The organism is Acidiferrobacteraceae bacterium (assembly GCA_037388825.1).
Taxonomy (GTDB): domain Bacteria; phylum Pseudomonadota; class Gammaproteobacteria; order Acidiferrobacterales; family JAJDNE01; genus JARRJV01.
The window spans coordinates 32,174-49,048 of record JARRJV010000018.1 but is presented as its reverse complement, the minus strand read 5'-3'; the positions used below and the strand labels follow the sequence as shown (position 1 = coordinate 49,048).

The window sequence follows — 16,875 nt, the reverse complement described above, 5'->3', positions numbered from 1 at the left end:
CGAGACTGGATCCATTGGCGAATGTCGTATGGTTCACCACGCTACAGTCGTGGGCGATATGGATGTATTCCATGAGGAAATTGTCGTCGCCCAACGAGGTCACTCCTCGACCAACCGGGGTCCCCCGGTTCATGGTGACGTACTCCCGAATCAGATTACGGTCTCCGATCACCAGCCGTGTCGGCTCACCCTTGTAGCCGGAGTGCTGCGGCGCCTCCCCGAGCGATGCGAACTGGTAAATACGGTTCTCGCGCCCGATTGTCGTCGGTCCATTGATCACGACATGGGGCCCGATCCAGGTTCCATCGCCAATCTCTACGTCCGGACCGATAATGGAAAAGGGCCCGATTTCGACCCCTTCTCCGATACTCGCAGCCGAATCCACGATTGCCTGCGGATGAATCACGAATTCATTGTTCCTTGTACGTACACATGAGTTCCGCGGTACAACACACTTCGTCATCGACTTTCGCAACGGCGTCGAACTTCCAGATTCTTCGCATCCGCCTCAGGATCGATACGTTGAATACAAGCTGGTCGCCGGGCGTCACCGGGCGCTTGAAGCGAGCCTTGTCGATTCCCACGAAGAGATAGATCGCACCGGGCCCGGGCTGGCTCTCTTCTTCATCCGCCCGAAAGAGGAGCGCCGCCGCCTGGGCCATGGCCTCCAGGATCAGGACGCCCGGCATGATGGGCTTCCCCGGAAAGTGACCCTGGAAGAAGGGCTCATTCATGGTTACGTTCTTTAGCGCCACCAATGATTCGTTCGCGCGGAACTCCAGAATCCGGTCGATGAGCAGCATCGGATATCGATGCGGCAACAGCTCCATGATCTGGTAAATATCGATCTCGGGTTGCTCCAACGTACTTACTCCTGTTCCTCTTGGTTCAGTCTCTTCTCGATCTGTTCCAGACGCTTGGCGTAAGATTCCAGCTGTCTGATGCGTGCCGCAATTCGCTGCCAGGCTTCCAGCTTCTCGGCTCGAATCGCCGAGGAGTACACCCCCGGCTCCCGCACCGATTTCGCAAGGTTTGAGCGACCCGCAAGCGTAACATCATCCGCCACCGTGATATGTCCATGCACGCCCGCCTGCCCGCCGATTGCGAAGCGTTTTCCAATCTTGGAACTACCTGCGATACCCGAGTGCCCTGCCATGATGCTATTCTCGCCCACCTCCACATTGTGGGCAATCTGGCAAAGATTATCGATCTTCACGCCATTTCCAATCACGGTATCTCCCTGCGCACCTCGATCCACTGTCGAGTTGGCTCCAACTTCTACATCGTCACCAAGAATGGCCCGCCCCACTTGTGGAATGCGAATCCAGCGACGCCGCTCGTCCTGAGCGTACCCAAAACCGTCTCCGCCAATCACGGCACCGGCCTGGATCACACAGCGATTTCCGATAACACAATCATTGGCCACGACCACCCGCGGATACAGCCAACTGTCCTCCCCGATCTTTGCGTTGCGACCGATAATGCAGCCCGGCCCGATGTACGCGCGCTCACCGACAACCGCCCCCGCCTCTACAACCGCCGCGGGCCCGATATAGGCAGTACCGGCGACGCTCGCCCCCGCATCGACAACGGCGTCCTGATGAATCTCCGCGCCGGGAAATGGCAAGGGATGAAGCAGCTGCGCGATCTTCGCGTAGGCAAGATGCGGATCGGGAACAACGATTGCACTTCCCCGGAAACGATCCCGGTCGCTCTCCTTGAGGATCACCGCGCCAGCCCTGCAGGATGAGATCGAAGTTTTGTTGTTTGGCGATCTCTACGATGGTGCGGTAAACCAGTTTCTGCAGTGAAGCAAGTTCCTCATTGCGTCGCAGGTTGTAATCTTCGCGGAATTCCTGAGTCGCCCGGTTGAGATCCCGTTTGTAGGTAAGAAGATCCCGCTCACGACTGCGTCGCTCGGATTCCTTCAACACCAGGGCATTTTTTTCAAGATCATCCTCGAGCTGCTTGATTTTTTCCCGCAACTCTACCAGCTTCTTGTCACGGGGCGCGAACTCCGCCTCAAGTCGTTTCAAGGCGGACTTTCCCTGCGGCGCCTGGTCCAGAACCTTCACGGCGTCGACGTAGCCGATCGTCAGCTCCGTTGCCCGTGCGGTAGCAGTACCCGCAAACAAAAGCAGGACAACCGTGAGCCACACGCCGGCGTTTCGCGTAAAGACATTCATATATACAATTCTCGCCCTACTGGGTTGGCAGTCCAATATTGAACTGCAACCGATCTTCCAGATCGCCAGGTTGCGCATTCAATGGAATGCCGTAGCTGAGTGATATCGGGAACACCGCCGTGAACCAGTTGAAAGCAATTCCGGCGGAGTATCGTATTTGCCCCAGGTCGACCGGGTCCGACGAGCCATAAACCATACCGGCATCCAGGAACAGACTCAAGCGCATGGAACTGCCATCTTTTGGCTGGCCCGGAACCGGGAAAAAGTATTCCGCGTTACCAAGAACGAGCTTGTTGCCCCCAATGGGTTCCCCGGAAGTTGTATCAAGTGGACCAAGCCCGCGGGCACGGAAACCGCGAACACTGTTCGTGCCGCCGGCATAGTAGTTCTTGAAGAACGGAAGGGATGTTGTCGCTCCAAGCCCGCTTCCGTAGCCGAGTTCCCCATGAACGCGGATCGTACTTTGCTTCTGCGCGAGCGGAATGTAATAGCTTCCGGACACTGTCCCTTTCATATATTCGACGTCGGCTCCCGGTATGCCGACTTCTGCGCTCACTTTGTACAAGCCGCCCTTGGTCGGAAACAGAAAATCATTCAGGGTATCCTGGGACCACCCGACCGTCCCCTTGTAGATTGATACCTGGTCGCCATAGGCACTCACAAAGTTCTGGGCAACCTGCGCGCTGGTGCTGGTGGTCTCCAGTCGGACCGACTCATACGCCAGGCCTGCCGACAGCTTTCTTTCTTCGCTGATCGGTATCCCGTAAAAGACGCCCACGCCGTTTGTCTGCGTGTTGTACGAACCAACGCCGGTAACGCTTGCATCGACGTAGCGGGAATAGATATCAAAGCCGCGGCTTACGCCGTTAACCGTATAGTAAGGATTGACGTAGCGGAACTCGTAGGTTGTGGTCGCCTGGCTGTTGTCAAAGTTGACAGTAACTTGCTTTCCGGTACCGAATGCATTTCGCTCGGAATAACCAAGCGTCACGAAGAACCCGTTGGCGTCCGAATACCCGGCCCCGGCACTGATCGAACCCGTCGACCTCTCTTTTACCTTGATGTCGATATCAACCTGATCCGTCGTACCGGGTACGAGTGGCGTTGTAATATCGACCGAGTCGAAGTACCCGAGCCGCTGCAGACGTTCTTTCGACCGACGAAGGCGACTGACCGAAAGCCAGCTTCCCTCCAGTTGCCGCAACTCCCTGCGTATAACATCGTCGCGTGTCACGCGATTCCCGGTGATGTTGATACGGCGTACGTATACACGCCGCCCCGGATTGACAAAGAAGTCAAGGAATACCGTACCCTTGTCCCGATCTTTCGTAGGCACCGGATTGATTTTCGCCTGGGCGTAGCCGAGGTCTCCGAGCTTCCCGCCAATACCCGTACTGATCTCCTGAATCACCTTGCGCGAAAAGATGTCGCCTTTGCGAAGCGTGATCAGCTTCTCAACCTGCTTGCGGGGAATGATCGTATCCCCGGAAATCCGGTACCCGGAGATCCGGTACTGCCGTCCCTCGGTGATATTGATCGTGATGTAGATGTGCTCCTTGTCGTTGCTTATGGACACCTGGGTGGAATCCAGTGAGAAATCCAGATAGCCATGATCGAGATAAAAGCTGCGCAACTTTTCCAGATCTCCCTGCAGATCCTGTTTGGAATATCGATCCCGTTTGCTGAATGGCAGGTGAACATCTGCCTCCTTGCGCAAATGAAACAGTTTCAGCAACTCCTTTTCCTTGTAGCGCCGGTTTCCGACGACGCGGATCGATTGAATTACCGCAATCCGGCCTTCGGATATGTCGAATTCCACGGCGACACGATTGCGTTCCAGCGGTTTAACCTTGTGCTTTACCTTTACGGAGTAGTACCCCTCGCTGAAATACTGCCGCCGCAGATTGAGCTCCACCTGATCAAAAACACTCGGGTCGAATGCGCGACCTTCGGCGAAATTGATCTCCTTCAGCCTTTTCTTCAGGTCGTCTTCCGGGAACTTCTTGCTGCCCTTGATCGTAATGGATGCAATGGATGGTCGTTCCACGACCCGCACAACAAGGGTATTGCCCTGTCGTTGCAGCTGGACATCCTTGAAGTACCCGGTCTTGAACAACGCACGAATGGACTCCTGGACCTTCTCGTCGGTCACCCTGTCATTGACCGAGATCGGCAGATAGTTGAAAACTGTGCCTACGGCGATGCGCTGCAGTCCTTCCACGCGAATCTCTTTGACCGTGAAGGGTTGCATGGCGTGGGCAACAGCAGAGAATGATATCAGGCCAAGCGCAAGCAAAAGGATCTGCGCCCGGACCCAGGTCCGCGGAATTCGTTTTCTGGAGTTACACATTATTTGAAAATTCTTGTCAGATCGTTGTAGAAAGCCAATACGGTCAAGGCCACAAGAAGAGCAATGCCGATCTGTTGACCCCAAATCTGTACCCTTTCCGGAAGCGGCTTTCGCAGAACAAGTTCAAACAGGTTGTACAACAAGTTGCCGCCGTCCAGTACCGGTACAGGCAGGAGATTCAGGACGCCAAGACTCACGCTGAAGAACGCCAGAAACAGAACGAACCCGTCCCAGCCGATCTGCGCCGAATAGCCGGCATACTCCGCGATCATCAATGGACCGCCTACGTTGCGTGAAGACACCTCCAGCCGGGCCATACGATATATCATTTCGAGCGCCAGTACCGACATGTTCCAGGTCTGGTTGACGGCATTGCCGAAGGCCTCGACCGGTCCAAAACGAAGCGTCGCCCGGAGATCATCCGGAAGTTTGACCGACGGTCTGATCGGCGATCTTCTTTTCGTCGGGTGTGACGTCGACCTGCAGTTTCTGGCCATCCCGGGACACGAGCAGGTGCGTCTTCTTGCCGGGCCGTCCGTGAATCCTCGTCGCCAGATCGTTCCAGTCGCGCACGGATTGCCCATCGATCTCCAGTATCCGGTCACCCGGGAGTAGTCCGGCATTTCTTGCCGGTCCTTTCATGACCGTCCCAAGTACTGCCGGGATCTCCGGATAGTAGCCATACAGGCCAAGACCCCGGGTAATCAGGTTCTCGTCGATCCTGGAGATCGGTACCCGATTCATGTCGATCGCGCGATCGACGACTTTCCCGGCAGGGGTGCGCACCCGGAACCGGACCGTGCCGCGCTCCAGCGCCCGCCTGTATATATAGGTACGATACTGCCCCCAGGTTTGAACGGCCTTCCCGTCGACTTTCAACAATCGATCGCCGCTGCGGAATCCGGCCGCATAGGCGATCGATGGCTCACTCACCTTGCCAACGACAGGCTGCAATCCGGGCGTTCCCGCCATATTCACGACCCAGTAGGCAAGGACCGCAAACAGCAGATTGAACAGGGGTCCCGCGAACGCTACGGCCATCCGTGTCGTCACCGGCTTGCGATTGAACGCGCGGTCCTTGTCGGCCTCCGCCACGTCGTCGTCATGCTCACCCAGCATGCGGACATATCCGCCGACCGGAATCGCAGAGATCACAAACTCCGTCTCTCCGAAGTATCGGCTGTAGATTGGCTTGCCAAACCCTATGGAAAAGCGGAGCACCTTGACGCCCAGCTTCCGCGCCACCCAATAGTGCCCAAATTCATGAACGACGATCAGGACCGCAATGGCCACCAGAAACGCCAGAACTGTATAGATACCATTAATCAATGCATACCCCTGGCAGCACTGTCGGGCCGCATGGTTTCGATCGTCGTGAATGCCGCATCCCGTCCGCGCCGATCGGCGTCCAGTATCATAGCGAGATCATCCGCCCCATTGGAGGGCACTGCCTCCATCACCGCTTGAATCACGCGCGAAATATCCAGAAATCCGATCCGTCGGTCGAGGAATGCTCCAACCGCAATTTCATTGGCTGCATTGAGGATCGCTGGCGAAGTCCCGCCCGACCGGGCGGCCTGCGCCGCCAGACCCAGGGCTGGGAAGCGCGAGAAGTCCGGGCGTTCAAATTCGAGCCGTGCCACCTCAACAAGATCCAGCGGCGAAACACCGGACGAAATCCGTTCCGGCCACCCAAGTGCGTGTGCGATCGGCGTACGCATATCCGGGTTCCCCATCTGCGCCAATACCGAACCATCGTCGTATTCGACCATGGAATGAATGACACTTTGCGGATGAATAACGATCTCCACATCATCCGGTGCTACGCCAAACAGCCAACAGGCCTCGATCAGCTCCAGGCCCTTGTTCATGAGCGTCGCTGAATCGACCGAAATCTTTCGCCCCATGCTCCAGTTCGGGTGAGCACAGGCCTGCTCCGGGGTTACCGCCGCCAACTCCGACTGCGGCGTATTGCGGAAGGGACCTCCGGAACAGGTCAGCAGAATACGGCGAACGCCGGGGTCCCGCTGTCCCGTCCGGTGATCTGGCGGAAGACACTGGAACACTGCATTGTGCTCACTGTCTATGGGCAACAACTCGGCTCCCGAACGGGCTGCTTCCTCGATGAACAAATGGCCGCACATCACCAGCGGCTCCTTGTTCGCGATCAGCACCCGCTTGCCGGCACGCACGGCGGCAAGGGTCGGAGCCAGACCGGCCGCACCGACGATCGCCGCCATCACGATATCCGAGGGCGCGGTCGCCGCGCGTTCCAGGCCCCCCTCTCCCTCGGCAACCTCGATGTCCAGGCCCGCCTGACTGAGTAGGGTCCGCAGTCTGCGCGCGGCCGAGGCATCAGCCATCACCGCCAGGGAAGGCCGGTAGCGACGACATTGCTCGAACAGCCGTTCCACCTGCGTGAACCCGCTCAGGGCTGCGATATGAAAACGATCGGGATGTCGCGCCAGTACATCCAGGGTACTGACCCCAATACTTCCGGTTGATCCCAGCACGGTCACGGCGCGGGATTGATCGGTCCGCCTGGACTGCTCACTCATTGCACAACCTTTTCCATGAGAACGCACCCCAAACCAAATATCGGTGCGGCCGCGGTCAGGGCATCGATGCGATCGAACATCCCGCCGTGCCCCGGCAAAAGGGTTCCACTATCCTTCTGGCCGGCAATTCTCTTGAACACGCTTTCCGTCAGGTCGCCCGCGATGGAAAAAGCAACCGTCACAACTCCCAGGGCAGTCCACACCAGCAGCGTCGTTCCGCGGTAGTGCCAAAATCCCGCCCCGATTGCTGCCGCAAACAGGGCTCCGATCCCCAGTGCGCCGATGGCCCCTTCCACCGTTTTTCCCGGGCTGACAACGGGAGCCAGCTTGTGGCGACCGAATTGCTTGCCCGCGAGATAGGCGGCGGAGTCTGCGATCCACACCAGAAACAGAAGGTAGACGAGGTGACGCGGATGACCGGGATGATCGAGATCGTGCAGTTGGACAATCGCAATCCATGCCGGCACCAGTACCAACAATCCGGCAACCGCCTTTCCACCTGTACTGGAATACAACCCACCCAGGGGGTCTCGACGCCACAGGAGGTGGCCGGCCATGTAGACCCACCACGCGAACGCAATGGCCAGAACAATCCGGGCAAAGGAAGGCGAACCGTAGACCACCGCCAGACTACCACCAAGACCCAATGCAAGTACCAGCCCGACATAGATCCAATGTGGAACCGGCCCTGAAAACGGGATCAGGCGGGCAAGTTCGATGGCCGCAAGCACGGTCGCTACGCCAACCAGGGCCACAATGGCGTACGGCGGCAGAAACCAGAGCGCCAGCAAAACGGGCGGTGCCAGGAGAACTGCGGTAAGAGCCCGTTTCCAGAACATGGGACTAACCTGCCTCCACCTGCTCGCCGGTACGTCAAACCGCCGGTGGCGCCCGGCGTAGAAGTCCAGGGCCCGTTCAAGGTCACTCTCGCCAAAGTCCGGCCACAACACATCGCAGAAATAGAGCTCGGTATACGCGAGTTGCCAAAGGAGAAAATTGCTGATGCGCTGCTCGCCGCCGCTGCGGATGAACAAATCCGGATCGGGGAGACCGGCGGTTGCGAGATTCACCGCGACTGATTCTTCGTCAACATCGCCGGGCGCCTGCCTGCCCTCCGAAACAGCCGTGGCAATACGGCGACACGCCTGTGCAATGTCCGCACGCCCGCCGTAGTTGATGGCAACGGAAAGATGCAGGCGCTGGTTGTCCCGCGTCATTTCCTCCGCGCGGTCAATTCCTGCGTTGATTTCCCCGTCCAGCGCGCTGCGCTCACCGATCACACGAAACTGAACTCCGTTCTTGTGGAGCTCATCCATTTCCTTGTACAGGGCATCCAGAAAAAGCTCCATCAGGCGCTTCACTTCCGTTTCCGGGCGCGCCCAGTTTTCACTGCTGAAAGCAAATAGGGTGAGATAAGGAATGTTCTTCCTTACGCAGGCGGTGATGAGGCGGCGCACACTCTCGGCGCCCTTGCGATGACCCGCCACCCGGGGAAGGGCCCGGCGCCGGGCCCATCGTCCATGTCCATCCATGAGTACAGCTACGTGCACCGGCAGCTTGTCCGCCGGGTTGCGGTGCTCGGGTTCCAAAGCGGGATCATGTTCGTTCATGTGTTTTGGCGTGGTGTTTGCTGAATACCCTGAGATGCACAATGACGGGACTACAGTTCCATGATGTCCTTTTCCTTTTCCTCGACCAGACGATCGATCTCCGCAATGTACTTGTCGGTCAGTTTCTGGATCGCGGCTTCTTTCCGCTTCTCTTCATCTTCCGAGATCTCCTTGTCTTTCACGAGATCCTTGAGATGCTGGTTGGCATCGCGCCGGATGTTGCGAATGGCGATCTTTCCGTTCTCACCTTCACCGCGGACCAGTTTGGCAAGCTCCTTGCGGCGCTCCTCGGTCAGCGGAGGAACCGGAATCCGGATCACTTCGCCAGCGACAGCGGGGTTCAGGCCCAGATCCGATTCCAGGATCGCCTTCTCCACCGGGCCGACCATAGACTTGTCCCACAACTTGATCGCAAGGGTCCGTGCATCGGCGACCGAAATGCTGCCCACCTGGCTAAGCGGAGCGGGGCTACCGTAGAAATCGACCTTGATATGGTCCAGGAGCGCCACACTCGCCCGCCCGGTGCGGATCTTGCTCAACTCCCCCTTGTGCGATTCCACGGATTTCTTCATCCGCGCTTCCGCATCACCGAGAACCTCATTCGCATCTGCAGTCATTGTTCTTCTACCTCGTCGTAGCTGAGTACATCATACCGTACTGCGTCGGGATGCCGGACCGGGTCCCGGTCGTAGACACCGTCCACTTTCGTCGCCTTGACCACGATGTCGGCATTGATTTCGAGCCCGCGAAGGCTGGCCGCCGTATCGGTCGTGAAGAATGGATTTCCGGTACCCCCGCCGAAGACGACGACTCGCCCCTGCTCAAGGTGAGCAATGGCGCGGTGCCGGTCGTAGGAGTCGATGACGGGAGCCATCGGGATGGCGGACTGGGCGCGGGCCGGGACGCCGAGACCCTCCAGGGCCGACTGCAGCGCCAGGGCATTCATGACCGTGCCCAGCATCCCCATGTAGTCGGCGGTCGCCCGGTCCAGGCCATCGGCGTTCATGCCACGAAAGATATTGCCGGCACCGACCACGATTGCCACCTGGGAGCCGGCGGAGACCACGTCGCGGATTTCGGCACAGATGCGATCGACGATCTCACGATTGATGCCGTAGGCGTCCTCGCCCATCAGTGCCTCGCCGCTCAGCTTCAGCAGAATGCGTCGGTAGGCGGGTGAAGCGGAGGGCGCGGCGGCCATGATCAGCTGCCTTTGACTTGGGCCATAACCTCGGCGGCAAAGTCTTCCTGCCGCTTTTCAATACCTTCGCCCACTTCAAAGCGCACGAACCCCGACACCGTGGCACCCCTGGACTTGAGCAGCTTCTCGATGGTCATGTCCGAGTCCTTCACGAAAGGCTGGCCGAGCAGACACATTTCGGCAAGTTGCTTACGCACGCGGCCTTCGACCATCTTCTCGATGATCTCGGCGGGCTTTCCACTCTCCTGCGCCTGGGCGGTGAAGATCTCGCGCTCCTTGGCGATCACCTCTTCCGGTACGTCTTCCGGTGCAACGTAGGACGGGCGACTCGCGGCGATGTGCATGGCGATGTCCCGCGCCAGTTCCCCGTCACCGCCTTCGACGTCTACCATCACGCCGATCTTCTGGTTCGTGTGCACATAGGTGCCGACGTTCGCGCCTTCGAACAGCACGAACCGGCGAATACTGATGTTTTCGCCGAGCTTCTGCACAATCTCCTCGCGCGCCGCCGCGACCGTGCCCGCGCCCTCCTTGAACGGAAGGTCCATGAGCGCGTCATTGTCGGATGGACGGTTGGCAGCCACGCAGGCGGCGACATCCGCGGCAAACGCCTGGAACGCATCGCCCTTTGCGACGAAGTCGGTTTCGCTGTTCACTTCCACAAGTGCGTGGACCTGGCCAGCGTCGGCAATGCTGACTACTCCCTCGGCGGTCGTACGGCCTGCCTTTTTCTCCACCTTGGCGCCGGCCTTCTTGCGCAGGAGTTCCACCGCCGCGTCCATGTCCCCACCGGTCTCTTCCAGCGCCTTCTTGCACTCCATCATGCCGAGTCCTGTGGACTCGCGCAGTTCCTTAACCTGTGATGCACTGATCGCCATGTTCTACCTCTGAATTCTCTGCGCTGCTTGAACGGACCCGTCCACCGCGCGGTCACGTCGCGGAGGGATCCTGATGAAGAAAGGGCGCTCCCTTACTCGGTCGGTTCTGCCTGCTCGCCTTCCGGACCGGCCTCAGGTGCGGCCTCTGCTTCCTCGGACTTGCTGGCACGGCGCTTGGCCTTCACCTTGACCTTGGGTTGCTCTTCCTCGACCTCGACGTACTCATCCTCGCCCGCGGGCATGGCCGGCTTGGCCAGCTTGCGGCCTTCCAGCACGGCATCGGATACCAGCTTGGTGTACAGGCGAATGGCGCGGATGGCATCGTCGTTGCCGGGGATAACGTAGTCGACACCATCGGGCTTGCAGTTGGTATCAACCACCGCCACGACCGGAATCCCGAGCTTGCCGGCTTCCTTCACGGCGATGTATTCGTGACCTACGTCGATCACGAACAGCGCATCGGGAAGCCCGGGCATGTTCTTGATACCGGACAGGGTGCGGTCGAGTTTTTCCCGTTCGCGGCTCAGCATCAGCAACTCTTTCTTGCTGAGCTTGGCGCCGGCGCCTTCATCCAGGGTCGCTTCCAGTTCCTTTAGGCGGGAGATGGATTTCTTGACCGTCTGGTAGTTGGTCAGCATTCCACCCAGCCAGCGGCGATCCACGTAGGGGGAGCCGCAGCGGTTCGCCTCTTCGCGTACGATCTCCTGGGCCTGGCGCTTGGTGCCAACAAACAGCACCGTGCCGCCCTTGGCCGCCAGCTTGCCCAGGAAGTTCATGGCATCGTCCAGCAGCGGGACCGTCTTCTCAAGATTGATGATGTGGATCTTGTTGCGCTCGCCGAAAATAAAGGGGCGCATCTTGGGGTGCCAGAAGCGGGTTTGGTGGCCAAAATGGACACCGGCAGCGAGCATATCTCGCATGCTGATCTTGCTCATATTCGTCTCCGTTTCGGGTTTTAGGCTTCCATGGACCCCGCGCGCCGACCCCTTTCAGGGCACCCGGGCGCACGTGGCGGTCCATGTGCGTGATAGTGAAAAAAATACTTAAAAAGCGGGCGCTTGTATAACATATCCCCGCTCTGGGAACAACTTTGACGCCCTCAGGACGATAGCCACACGGAACGCAGGGAGACACTCGGTCCCTGCGGCTGAATCGTGCTATAAATCCCGACCCAAAACCCGATCAGGTTGCAGCTTCATGGGAATCAGCATCAAGACGCCGGACGAGATCGAAAAAATGCGGATCGCGGGCCGACTGGCCGCGGACGTGCTGAAGATGATCGCGCCCCGTGTCCAGGCGGGGATCACCACCGACGAGCTGGACCAGATCTGCCACGACTACATCGTGGACGTCCAGAAGGCCATCCCCGCCCCACTCAACTACAAGGGCTTCCCGAAATCGATCTGCACCTCGGTCAACCACCAGGTCTGTCACGGAATCCCCTCCCCGGGCAAGAAGCTCAAGAAGGGCGATATCATTAATATTGATGTCACCGTCATCAAGGATGGTTTCCACGGCGACACCAGCAAGATGTTCTTCGCCGGCGAGCCCTCCGTCCTGGCGCGCCGGGTAGCCGAGGTTTCGCGTGAGTGCATGCTGCTCGGGATCGAGCAGGTCAAACCCGGTACACGGCTGGGAGACATCGGTCACGTCATTCAGCAGCATGCGGAATCCAACAATTTCTCGGTCGTACGGGAATATTGCGGCCACGGCGTCGGCCGGGAGTTCCACGAGGAGCCCCAGGTGCTGCACTACGGTCGCCCCGGTACCGGGGTCGAACTGGTCCCGGGAATGACCTTCACGATCGAGCCCATGATCAATGTCGGTCGCAAGGAGGTGAAACTCCTGCGGGACGACTGGACCGTGGTCACGGCGGACCATTCCCTATCCGCACAATGGGAACATACCATCCTGGTCACAGACGACGGCCATGAGGTCCTCACGGTCTGTGAGGGGGATCAGCCCTGACCCTTCTGGCGCCCGGGACCGGGATCGGCTAGCGTATCGGGTACAGGAAATCGTACCCAAAATGGCCCTCAAGAAATCCGAGCTCTTCGACTCCCGGAATTTTTCCGAACTGCTGGCAAAAGCGGACACACCGCTGAGCGCATTTCGCAGCGCGCTCCAACGCGGCCGTGAGATCCTGAAGCAGGCCTACCTCGCGGGAGAGCGGGCCGACCGCGTCGTCGAAACCACAGCCTGGCTGGTTGACCAGTTACTGGTACGCGCCTGGGAACAGCACCTGCCCCTGCTGGGAGACAGCGATTCCGTTTCGCTGGTGGCTGTGGGCGGATATGGCCGGGGCGAACTACATCCCGCATCGGACATCGACATTATGCTGTTGTCCGCCAAACCCCTGCGCGGCAAACCCGAAGCCTTTCTCGAGACCTTTCTTCGCTTTCTGTGGGACATGGGTCTGGAAGTGGGTCACAGCGTCCGTTCGCTGAAGGACTGCGTGCGCGAAGCACGTAAGGACATCACCGTCGCGACCAATTTGATGGAAACCCGCCTGCTGCACGGAGACCCGGAACTCCTCCAGAAGATGCAGGCGGCCACCGGACCGGCAAAGTTGTGGCGCAGCCGCAAGTTCTTTGAGGCCAAGTGGCAGGAACAGATAGCCCGCCACCACCGCTTTCACGATACCGCCTACAACCTGGAACCCAACATCAAGGAAGGCCCCGGGGGTCTGCGCGACATCCAGATGATCAGCTGGGTCACCCAGCGCGAATTCGGTACCCGCTCCCTGCACGACCTGGTGCAGCATGGTTTTCTTACCGAGGCCGAATACCGTTCCCTGATCAAGGGACGGAACTATCTATGGCATATCCGCTGTGGACTGCATTATCTCGCCGGACGACGCGAAGACCGGTTGCTGTTCGACCAGCAACGCCTGCTGGCGGAACAGGACGGCTACAAGCCAAAGAAGGGAAGCCTGGCTGTCGAACAATTCATGAAGGACTACTACCGCACGATCAAGGAACTGTCTCTCCTCAACGAAATCCTGTTGCAGCATTTCCAGGAAACCATATTGACCAAGGGAAAGGTTTCCGTGTTGCCCGTCAATCGACGTTTCCGTCTTCGTGGCGGGTTCGTCGAAACGACCTCGCCGCGCGTGTTCGAGCGCACCCCCTACGCCATGCTGGAACTGTTTCTCGTGATCGAACAGCACCCGCGCGCAAAAGGCGTGCGGGCCGACACGATCCGGCAACTTCGCAGCAATATCGGCCGGATCGACGACCAGTTCCGGGACAACATCGTCTGCCGCAGCCTGTTCATGGAAATTCTGCGGCAGAAATCCGGCATCACCGACGCCCTGCGACGTATGAACGCCTACGGTGTCCTGGGCGCCTACCTCCCTGTATTCGGACGCATAGTCGGACAGATGCAGCACGATCTGTTTCACGTATACACGGTCGACGAACACACTCTCTTCGTTCTGCGAAATGTTCGCCGCTTTATGATCCCGGAACGTGGGCATGAGTTCCCGCTGGCGAGCGCCATCTCGAAGCGACTGGTCAAGCCCGAACGCCTGTACGTCGCCGCTCTTTTCCATGACATCGCCAAGGGCCGGGGCGGAGACCATTCCGTGCTCGGCGAGAAAGAGGTCCAGCGCTTCTGTGTCAAACATGACCTGAGTGACTACGACACACGCTTTATCTCCTGGCTGGTCCACCACCACCTGCTCATGTCGGCGGTGGCCCAACGTCAGGACATCCATGACCCCGAGGTGGTCCAGGCCTTCGCCCGCCAGGTCGGCGACCAGGAACACCTGGACAACCTGTATCTGCTGACCGTTGCCGATATCCGCGGAACCAGTCCCGGCGTGTGGAACGACTGGAAAGGCAACCTGTTGGCCCAGTTGTACCTTGCTGCCACGCGCCTGTTGCGACGTGGTTTCGGCACTCCGATCGACATCGATGCCCATATCCGCGACGTCAAGGATGAAGTGCTGCGCCTGCTCAAGGATACAAAGACCTCCAGGAAGCAGGTCGAGGGTTTCTGGTCACAGATGGAGAACGACTATTTCCTCCGCCACGACACCGAAAATCTCGCCTGGCATGCCCAGGTGATTGCCGATGCGCGGATCACCGAGATGCCGGTCGTGGCCATGCGTTATGACACCGACCTGGGAGGCACGGTGGCGCTGGTGTTTGCCCAGAATCGGGAAGGGCTCTTCAGCGCCATTACGGGCTCGCTGGATGAACTGGGCCTGTCGGTGGTCGACGCCCGCATGCATACGGCGCGAACCGGCTTTGTGCTGGACGTTTTCGTTCTGCTCGACCATGAGGGCAAGCCGGTACGCGAGGCCAGGCTACTCCGGGAGATTCGCCGCAATCTCCACGCGGATCTGGTGCAGGGCGAGACCATCTCGACCACCGGAGCACGTAGGGTTTCCAGACAACTTCAACACTTCCCGGTGGAATCCAGGATCCTGTTCAGCCCCTCGTCCAACGGGCAACAGACGATCATCGACGTCACCACCCAGGATCGTCCGGGATTGTTGCACCAGATCACCCTGGCCCTGCTTGACTGCAAGGTTCGGCTGGTCGGCGCAAAGGTTGCCACCTATGGAGAGCGGGCCGAGGATGTGTTCTTCGTCACGGACCGGGACGGAAAACCGCTCGTCGAAGAAAACCTGCTACAGGAACTCCGGCACGCGATCGAAGTGCGGCTGGATCAATAAGGCCCGCTCAGATCACACCGATAACATTCAGGAAGATGATGGTGATCGCGACCGGTGTCACGTACCGGGTTACGATACGCCAGAGCCGGTAGACCCACGGCGCCTTGACAGCCAGCTCCTCTTCCGTCGATCCGCGCGACATGACCCACGCCGCAAACACGGCAATCGCAAGGCCGCCGAGCGGCAGCATGATGTTCGCTGTGAGATAGTCGAGCAGGTCAAAGAAGGTCTTGCCGAACAGGGTCTTGTGTGCCCACAGGTTGTAGGAAAAAACCGTCCCGAGCCCCAGCACCCAGCTGATGCCCCCGGCGAATACCACGGCATTGACTCGTGACATGCCGTGGTTTTCCACCAGCCATGCCACGGCCGGCTCGATCAGGGAAATGGCTGATGTCCAGGCGGCGAAGGTCAGAAGGAAGAAGAACAGCACGCCAAAGAAGGATCCACCCCACATGTGGCCGAAGGCCACCGGCAGGGTCTTGAAAATCAGACCCGGGCCCGCGTCCGGCGCGAGGCCGTTCGCAAACACGATCGGAAAAATTGCCATCCCTGCCAAAAGCGCCACCAGGGTATCCATGAACGCAATCGCGACCGAAGTGCGGGCGATCGACGCGCCATGGGGCATATAGGATCCGTACACCATGATGGCTCCCATCCCAAGGCTGAGCGTGAAGAAGGCATGGCCCATGGCGATGAGCACGCCATTCCAGTCAAGCTTGTGGAAGTTCGGCGCGAACATGAACCTGAGACCGGCACCGAAGTCCGCGGTGCTCATGGCGTAGCCAACCAGGACCAGCAACAGGATAAACAGGGCCGGCATCAGCCATCGTACCGCCTGTTCCAGTCCGCTGCGCACGCCACGCGCGACCACCGCCAGAGTCAGCACCATGAACAGGGTGTGCCAGGCAAACAGCTTTTCCGGGTCACCCGTGAAGTCGGCGAACACCTTCGCCACTTGCTGTGCCGTGGCACCGCTGAACATGCCGCTTGCCGTGCGCACAATGTAGGCCACCGCCATGCCGGCAATGACGCTGTAGTACGAAAGAATCAGGAAACCGGCGATCACTCCGGACCAGCCCAGGTACTGCCAGTAGCGACTCTTGCCCTCTTCTTCCGCCAACACGCGCATGGTGTTGATCGGACTGCGGCGGCCCCGACGACCAATGAGAACCTCCGCCATCATGATGGGGATGCCGATGAAGGCGATACACATCAGATAGACCAGCACGAATGCACCACCGCCATGCTCGCCGGTGATGTAGGGGAACTTCCAGATGTTGCCCAGACCCACGGCCGAGCCCGTGGCGGCAAGTACGAACGCAATTCGCGAGGACCATTCGCCGTGGATCGAAGAGCGACGCTCAGCCATACAGGCAACCCCCCTTGGTGTTTTGTCTCGTCATTGTGA

The 16,875-nt window shown here is 59.1% G+C and carries 13 protein-coding genes and 2 pseudogenes; 2 read left to right on the top strand and 13 right to left on the bottom strand.

Annotated features, from left to right (window positions below):
• From P8X48_04965 to rpsB, 12 genes and pseudogenes are all read right to left on the bottom strand, one after another.
• Positions 1-406: acyl-[acyl-carrier-protein]--UDP-N-acetylglucosamine O-acyltransferase (locus P8X48_04965; protein MEJ2106667.1), on the bottom strand; the 406-nt coding region annotated here is incomplete at its 3' end.
• 4 nt (positions 407-410) lie between these two features.
• Positions 411-863: a 3-hydroxyacyl-ACP dehydratase FabZ gene (fabZ, locus tag P8X48_04960; GenBank protein ID MEJ2106666.1), complete on the bottom strand. Its 453-nt coding sequence runs from the start codon at positions 861-863 to the stop codon at positions 411-413.
• 5 nt (positions 864-868) lie between these two features.
• Positions 869-1,756 (bottom strand): annotated as a pseudogene (gene lpxD, locus P8X48_04955) (UDP-3-O-(3-hydroxymyristoyl)glucosamine N-acyltransferase).
• Positions 1,757-2,202: 446 nt separating this feature from the next.
• Complete coding sequence (bamA, locus tag P8X48_04950) at positions 2,203-4,536, bottom strand: outer membrane protein assembly factor BamA (protein ID MEJ2106665.1); 2,334 nt, start codon at positions 4,534-4,536, stop codon at positions 2,203-2,205.
• Entirely contained in the window at positions 4,536-5,033 is a 498-nt protein-coding gene (locus P8X48_04945) for an RIP metalloprotease (protein ID MEJ2106664.1), read from the bottom strand. The genes bamA and P8X48_04945 overlap by 1 nt, the downstream gene beginning before the upstream one ends.
• Complete coding sequence (gene rseP / locus P8X48_04940; protein MEJ2106663.1) at positions 4,954-5,865, bottom strand: RIP metalloprotease RseP; 912 nt, start codon at positions 5,863-5,865, stop codon at positions 4,954-4,956. The genes P8X48_04945 and rseP overlap by 80 nt, the downstream gene beginning before the upstream one ends.
• Positions 5,862-7,094 carry a 1-deoxy-D-xylulose-5-phosphate reductoisomerase gene (gene ispC, locus P8X48_04935; GenBank protein MEJ2106662.1) on the bottom strand — a complete coding sequence of 411 codons (1,233 nt, stop codon included), beginning with the start codon at positions 7,092-7,094 and terminating at the stop codon, positions 5,862-5,864. Before ispC ends, rseP begins: the two co-directional genes overlap by 4 nt.
• Entirely contained in the window at positions 7,091-8,704 is a 1,614-nt protein-coding gene (gene uppS / locus P8X48_04930; protein MEJ2106661.1) for a polyprenyl diphosphate synthase, read from the bottom strand. The genes ispC and uppS overlap by 4 nt, the downstream gene beginning before the upstream one ends.
• Positions 8,705-8,754: 50 nt before the next feature.
• A complete protein-coding gene (frr, locus tag P8X48_04925; GenBank protein MEJ2106660.1) occupies positions 8,755-9,321 on the bottom strand; it encodes a ribosome recycling factor in 567 nt (188 codons plus the stop codon).
• Positions 9,318-9,905 carry a uridine monophosphate kinase gene (locus P8X48_04920; protein MEJ2106659.1) on the bottom strand — a complete coding sequence of 196 codons (588 nt, stop codon included), beginning with the start codon at positions 9,903-9,905 and terminating at the stop codon, positions 9,318-9,320. Before P8X48_04920 ends, frr begins: the two co-directional genes overlap by 4 nt.
• A 2-nt stretch (positions 9,906-9,907) precedes the next feature.
• Positions 9,908-10,783: a translation elongation factor Ts gene (gene tsf / locus P8X48_04915; GenBank protein ID MEJ2106658.1), complete on the bottom strand. Its 876-nt coding sequence runs from the start codon at positions 10,781-10,783 to the stop codon at positions 9,908-9,910.
• A 260-nt stretch (positions 10,784-11,043) separates the two neighbouring features.
• A pseudogene (gene rpsB / locus P8X48_04910) lies at positions 11,044-11,718 on the bottom strand (30S ribosomal protein S2).
• A gap of 262 nt (positions 11,719-11,980) precedes the next feature.
• On the opposite strand from rpsB, the gene map reads away from it, so the two are divergent.
• Complete coding sequence (map, locus tag P8X48_04905; GenBank protein ID MEJ2106657.1) at positions 11,981-12,751, top strand: type I methionyl aminopeptidase; 771 nt, start codon at positions 11,981-11,983, stop codon at positions 12,749-12,751.
• Between the two features lie 61 nt (positions 12,752-12,812).
• Positions 12,813-15,467, top strand: coding sequence for a [protein-PII] uridylyltransferase (gene glnD, locus P8X48_04900; GenBank protein MEJ2106656.1), 2,655 nt, complete (start codon positions 12,813-12,815; stop codon positions 15,465-15,467).
• Positions 15,468-15,474: 7 nt separating this feature from the next.
• Here the strand turns inward: glnD and P8X48_04895 are convergent, their stop codons facing one another.
• Positions 15,475-16,836 carry a sodium-dependent transporter gene (locus P8X48_04895; GenBank protein ID MEJ2106655.1) on the bottom strand — a complete coding sequence of 454 codons (1,362 nt, stop codon included), beginning with the start codon at positions 16,834-16,836 and terminating at the stop codon, positions 15,475-15,477.
• Positions 16,837-16,875: the final 39 nt, after the last annotated feature.

What these genes read in the sequence shown, in the direction of transcription:
- bamA (MEJ2106665.1), bottom strand. Translation starts at nt 4,536, where the DNA reads ATGTGTAACTCCAGAAAACGAATTCCGCGGACCTGGGTCCGGGCGCAG.
- P8X48_04945 (MEJ2106664.1), bottom strand. Translation starts at nt 5,033, where the DNA reads ATGGCCAGAAACTGCAGGTCGACGTCACACCCGACGAAAAGAAGATCG.
- ispC (MEJ2106662.1), bottom strand. Translation starts at nt 7,094, where the DNA reads ATGAGTGAGCAGTCCAGGCGGACCGATCAATCCCGCGCCGTGACCGTG.
- uppS (MEJ2106661.1), bottom strand. Translation starts at nt 8,704, where the DNA reads ATGAACGAACATGATCCCGCTTTGGAACCCGAGCACCGCAACCCGGCG.
- frr (MEJ2106660.1), bottom strand. Translation starts at nt 9,321, where the DNA reads ATGACTGCAGATGCGAATGAGGTTCTCGGTGATGCGGAAGCGCGGATG.
- P8X48_04920 (MEJ2106659.1), bottom strand. Translation starts at nt 9,905, where the DNA reads ATGGCCGCCGCGCCCTCCGCTTCACCCGCCTACCGACGCATTCTGCTG.
- tsf (MEJ2106658.1), bottom strand. Translation starts at nt 10,783, where the DNA reads ATGGCGATCAGTGCATCACAGGTTAAGGAACTGCGCGAGTCCACAGGA.
- map (MEJ2106657.1), top strand. Translation starts at nt 11,981, where the DNA reads ATGGGAATCAGCATCAAGACGCCGGACGAGATCGAAAAAATGCGGATC.
- glnD (MEJ2106656.1), top strand. Translation starts at nt 12,813, where the DNA reads ATGGCCCTCAAGAAATCCGAGCTCTTCGACTCCCGGAATTTTTCCGAA.
- P8X48_04895 (MEJ2106655.1), bottom strand. Translation starts at nt 16,836, where the DNA reads ATGGCTGAGCGTCGCTCTTCGATCCACGGCGAATGGTCCTCGCGAATT.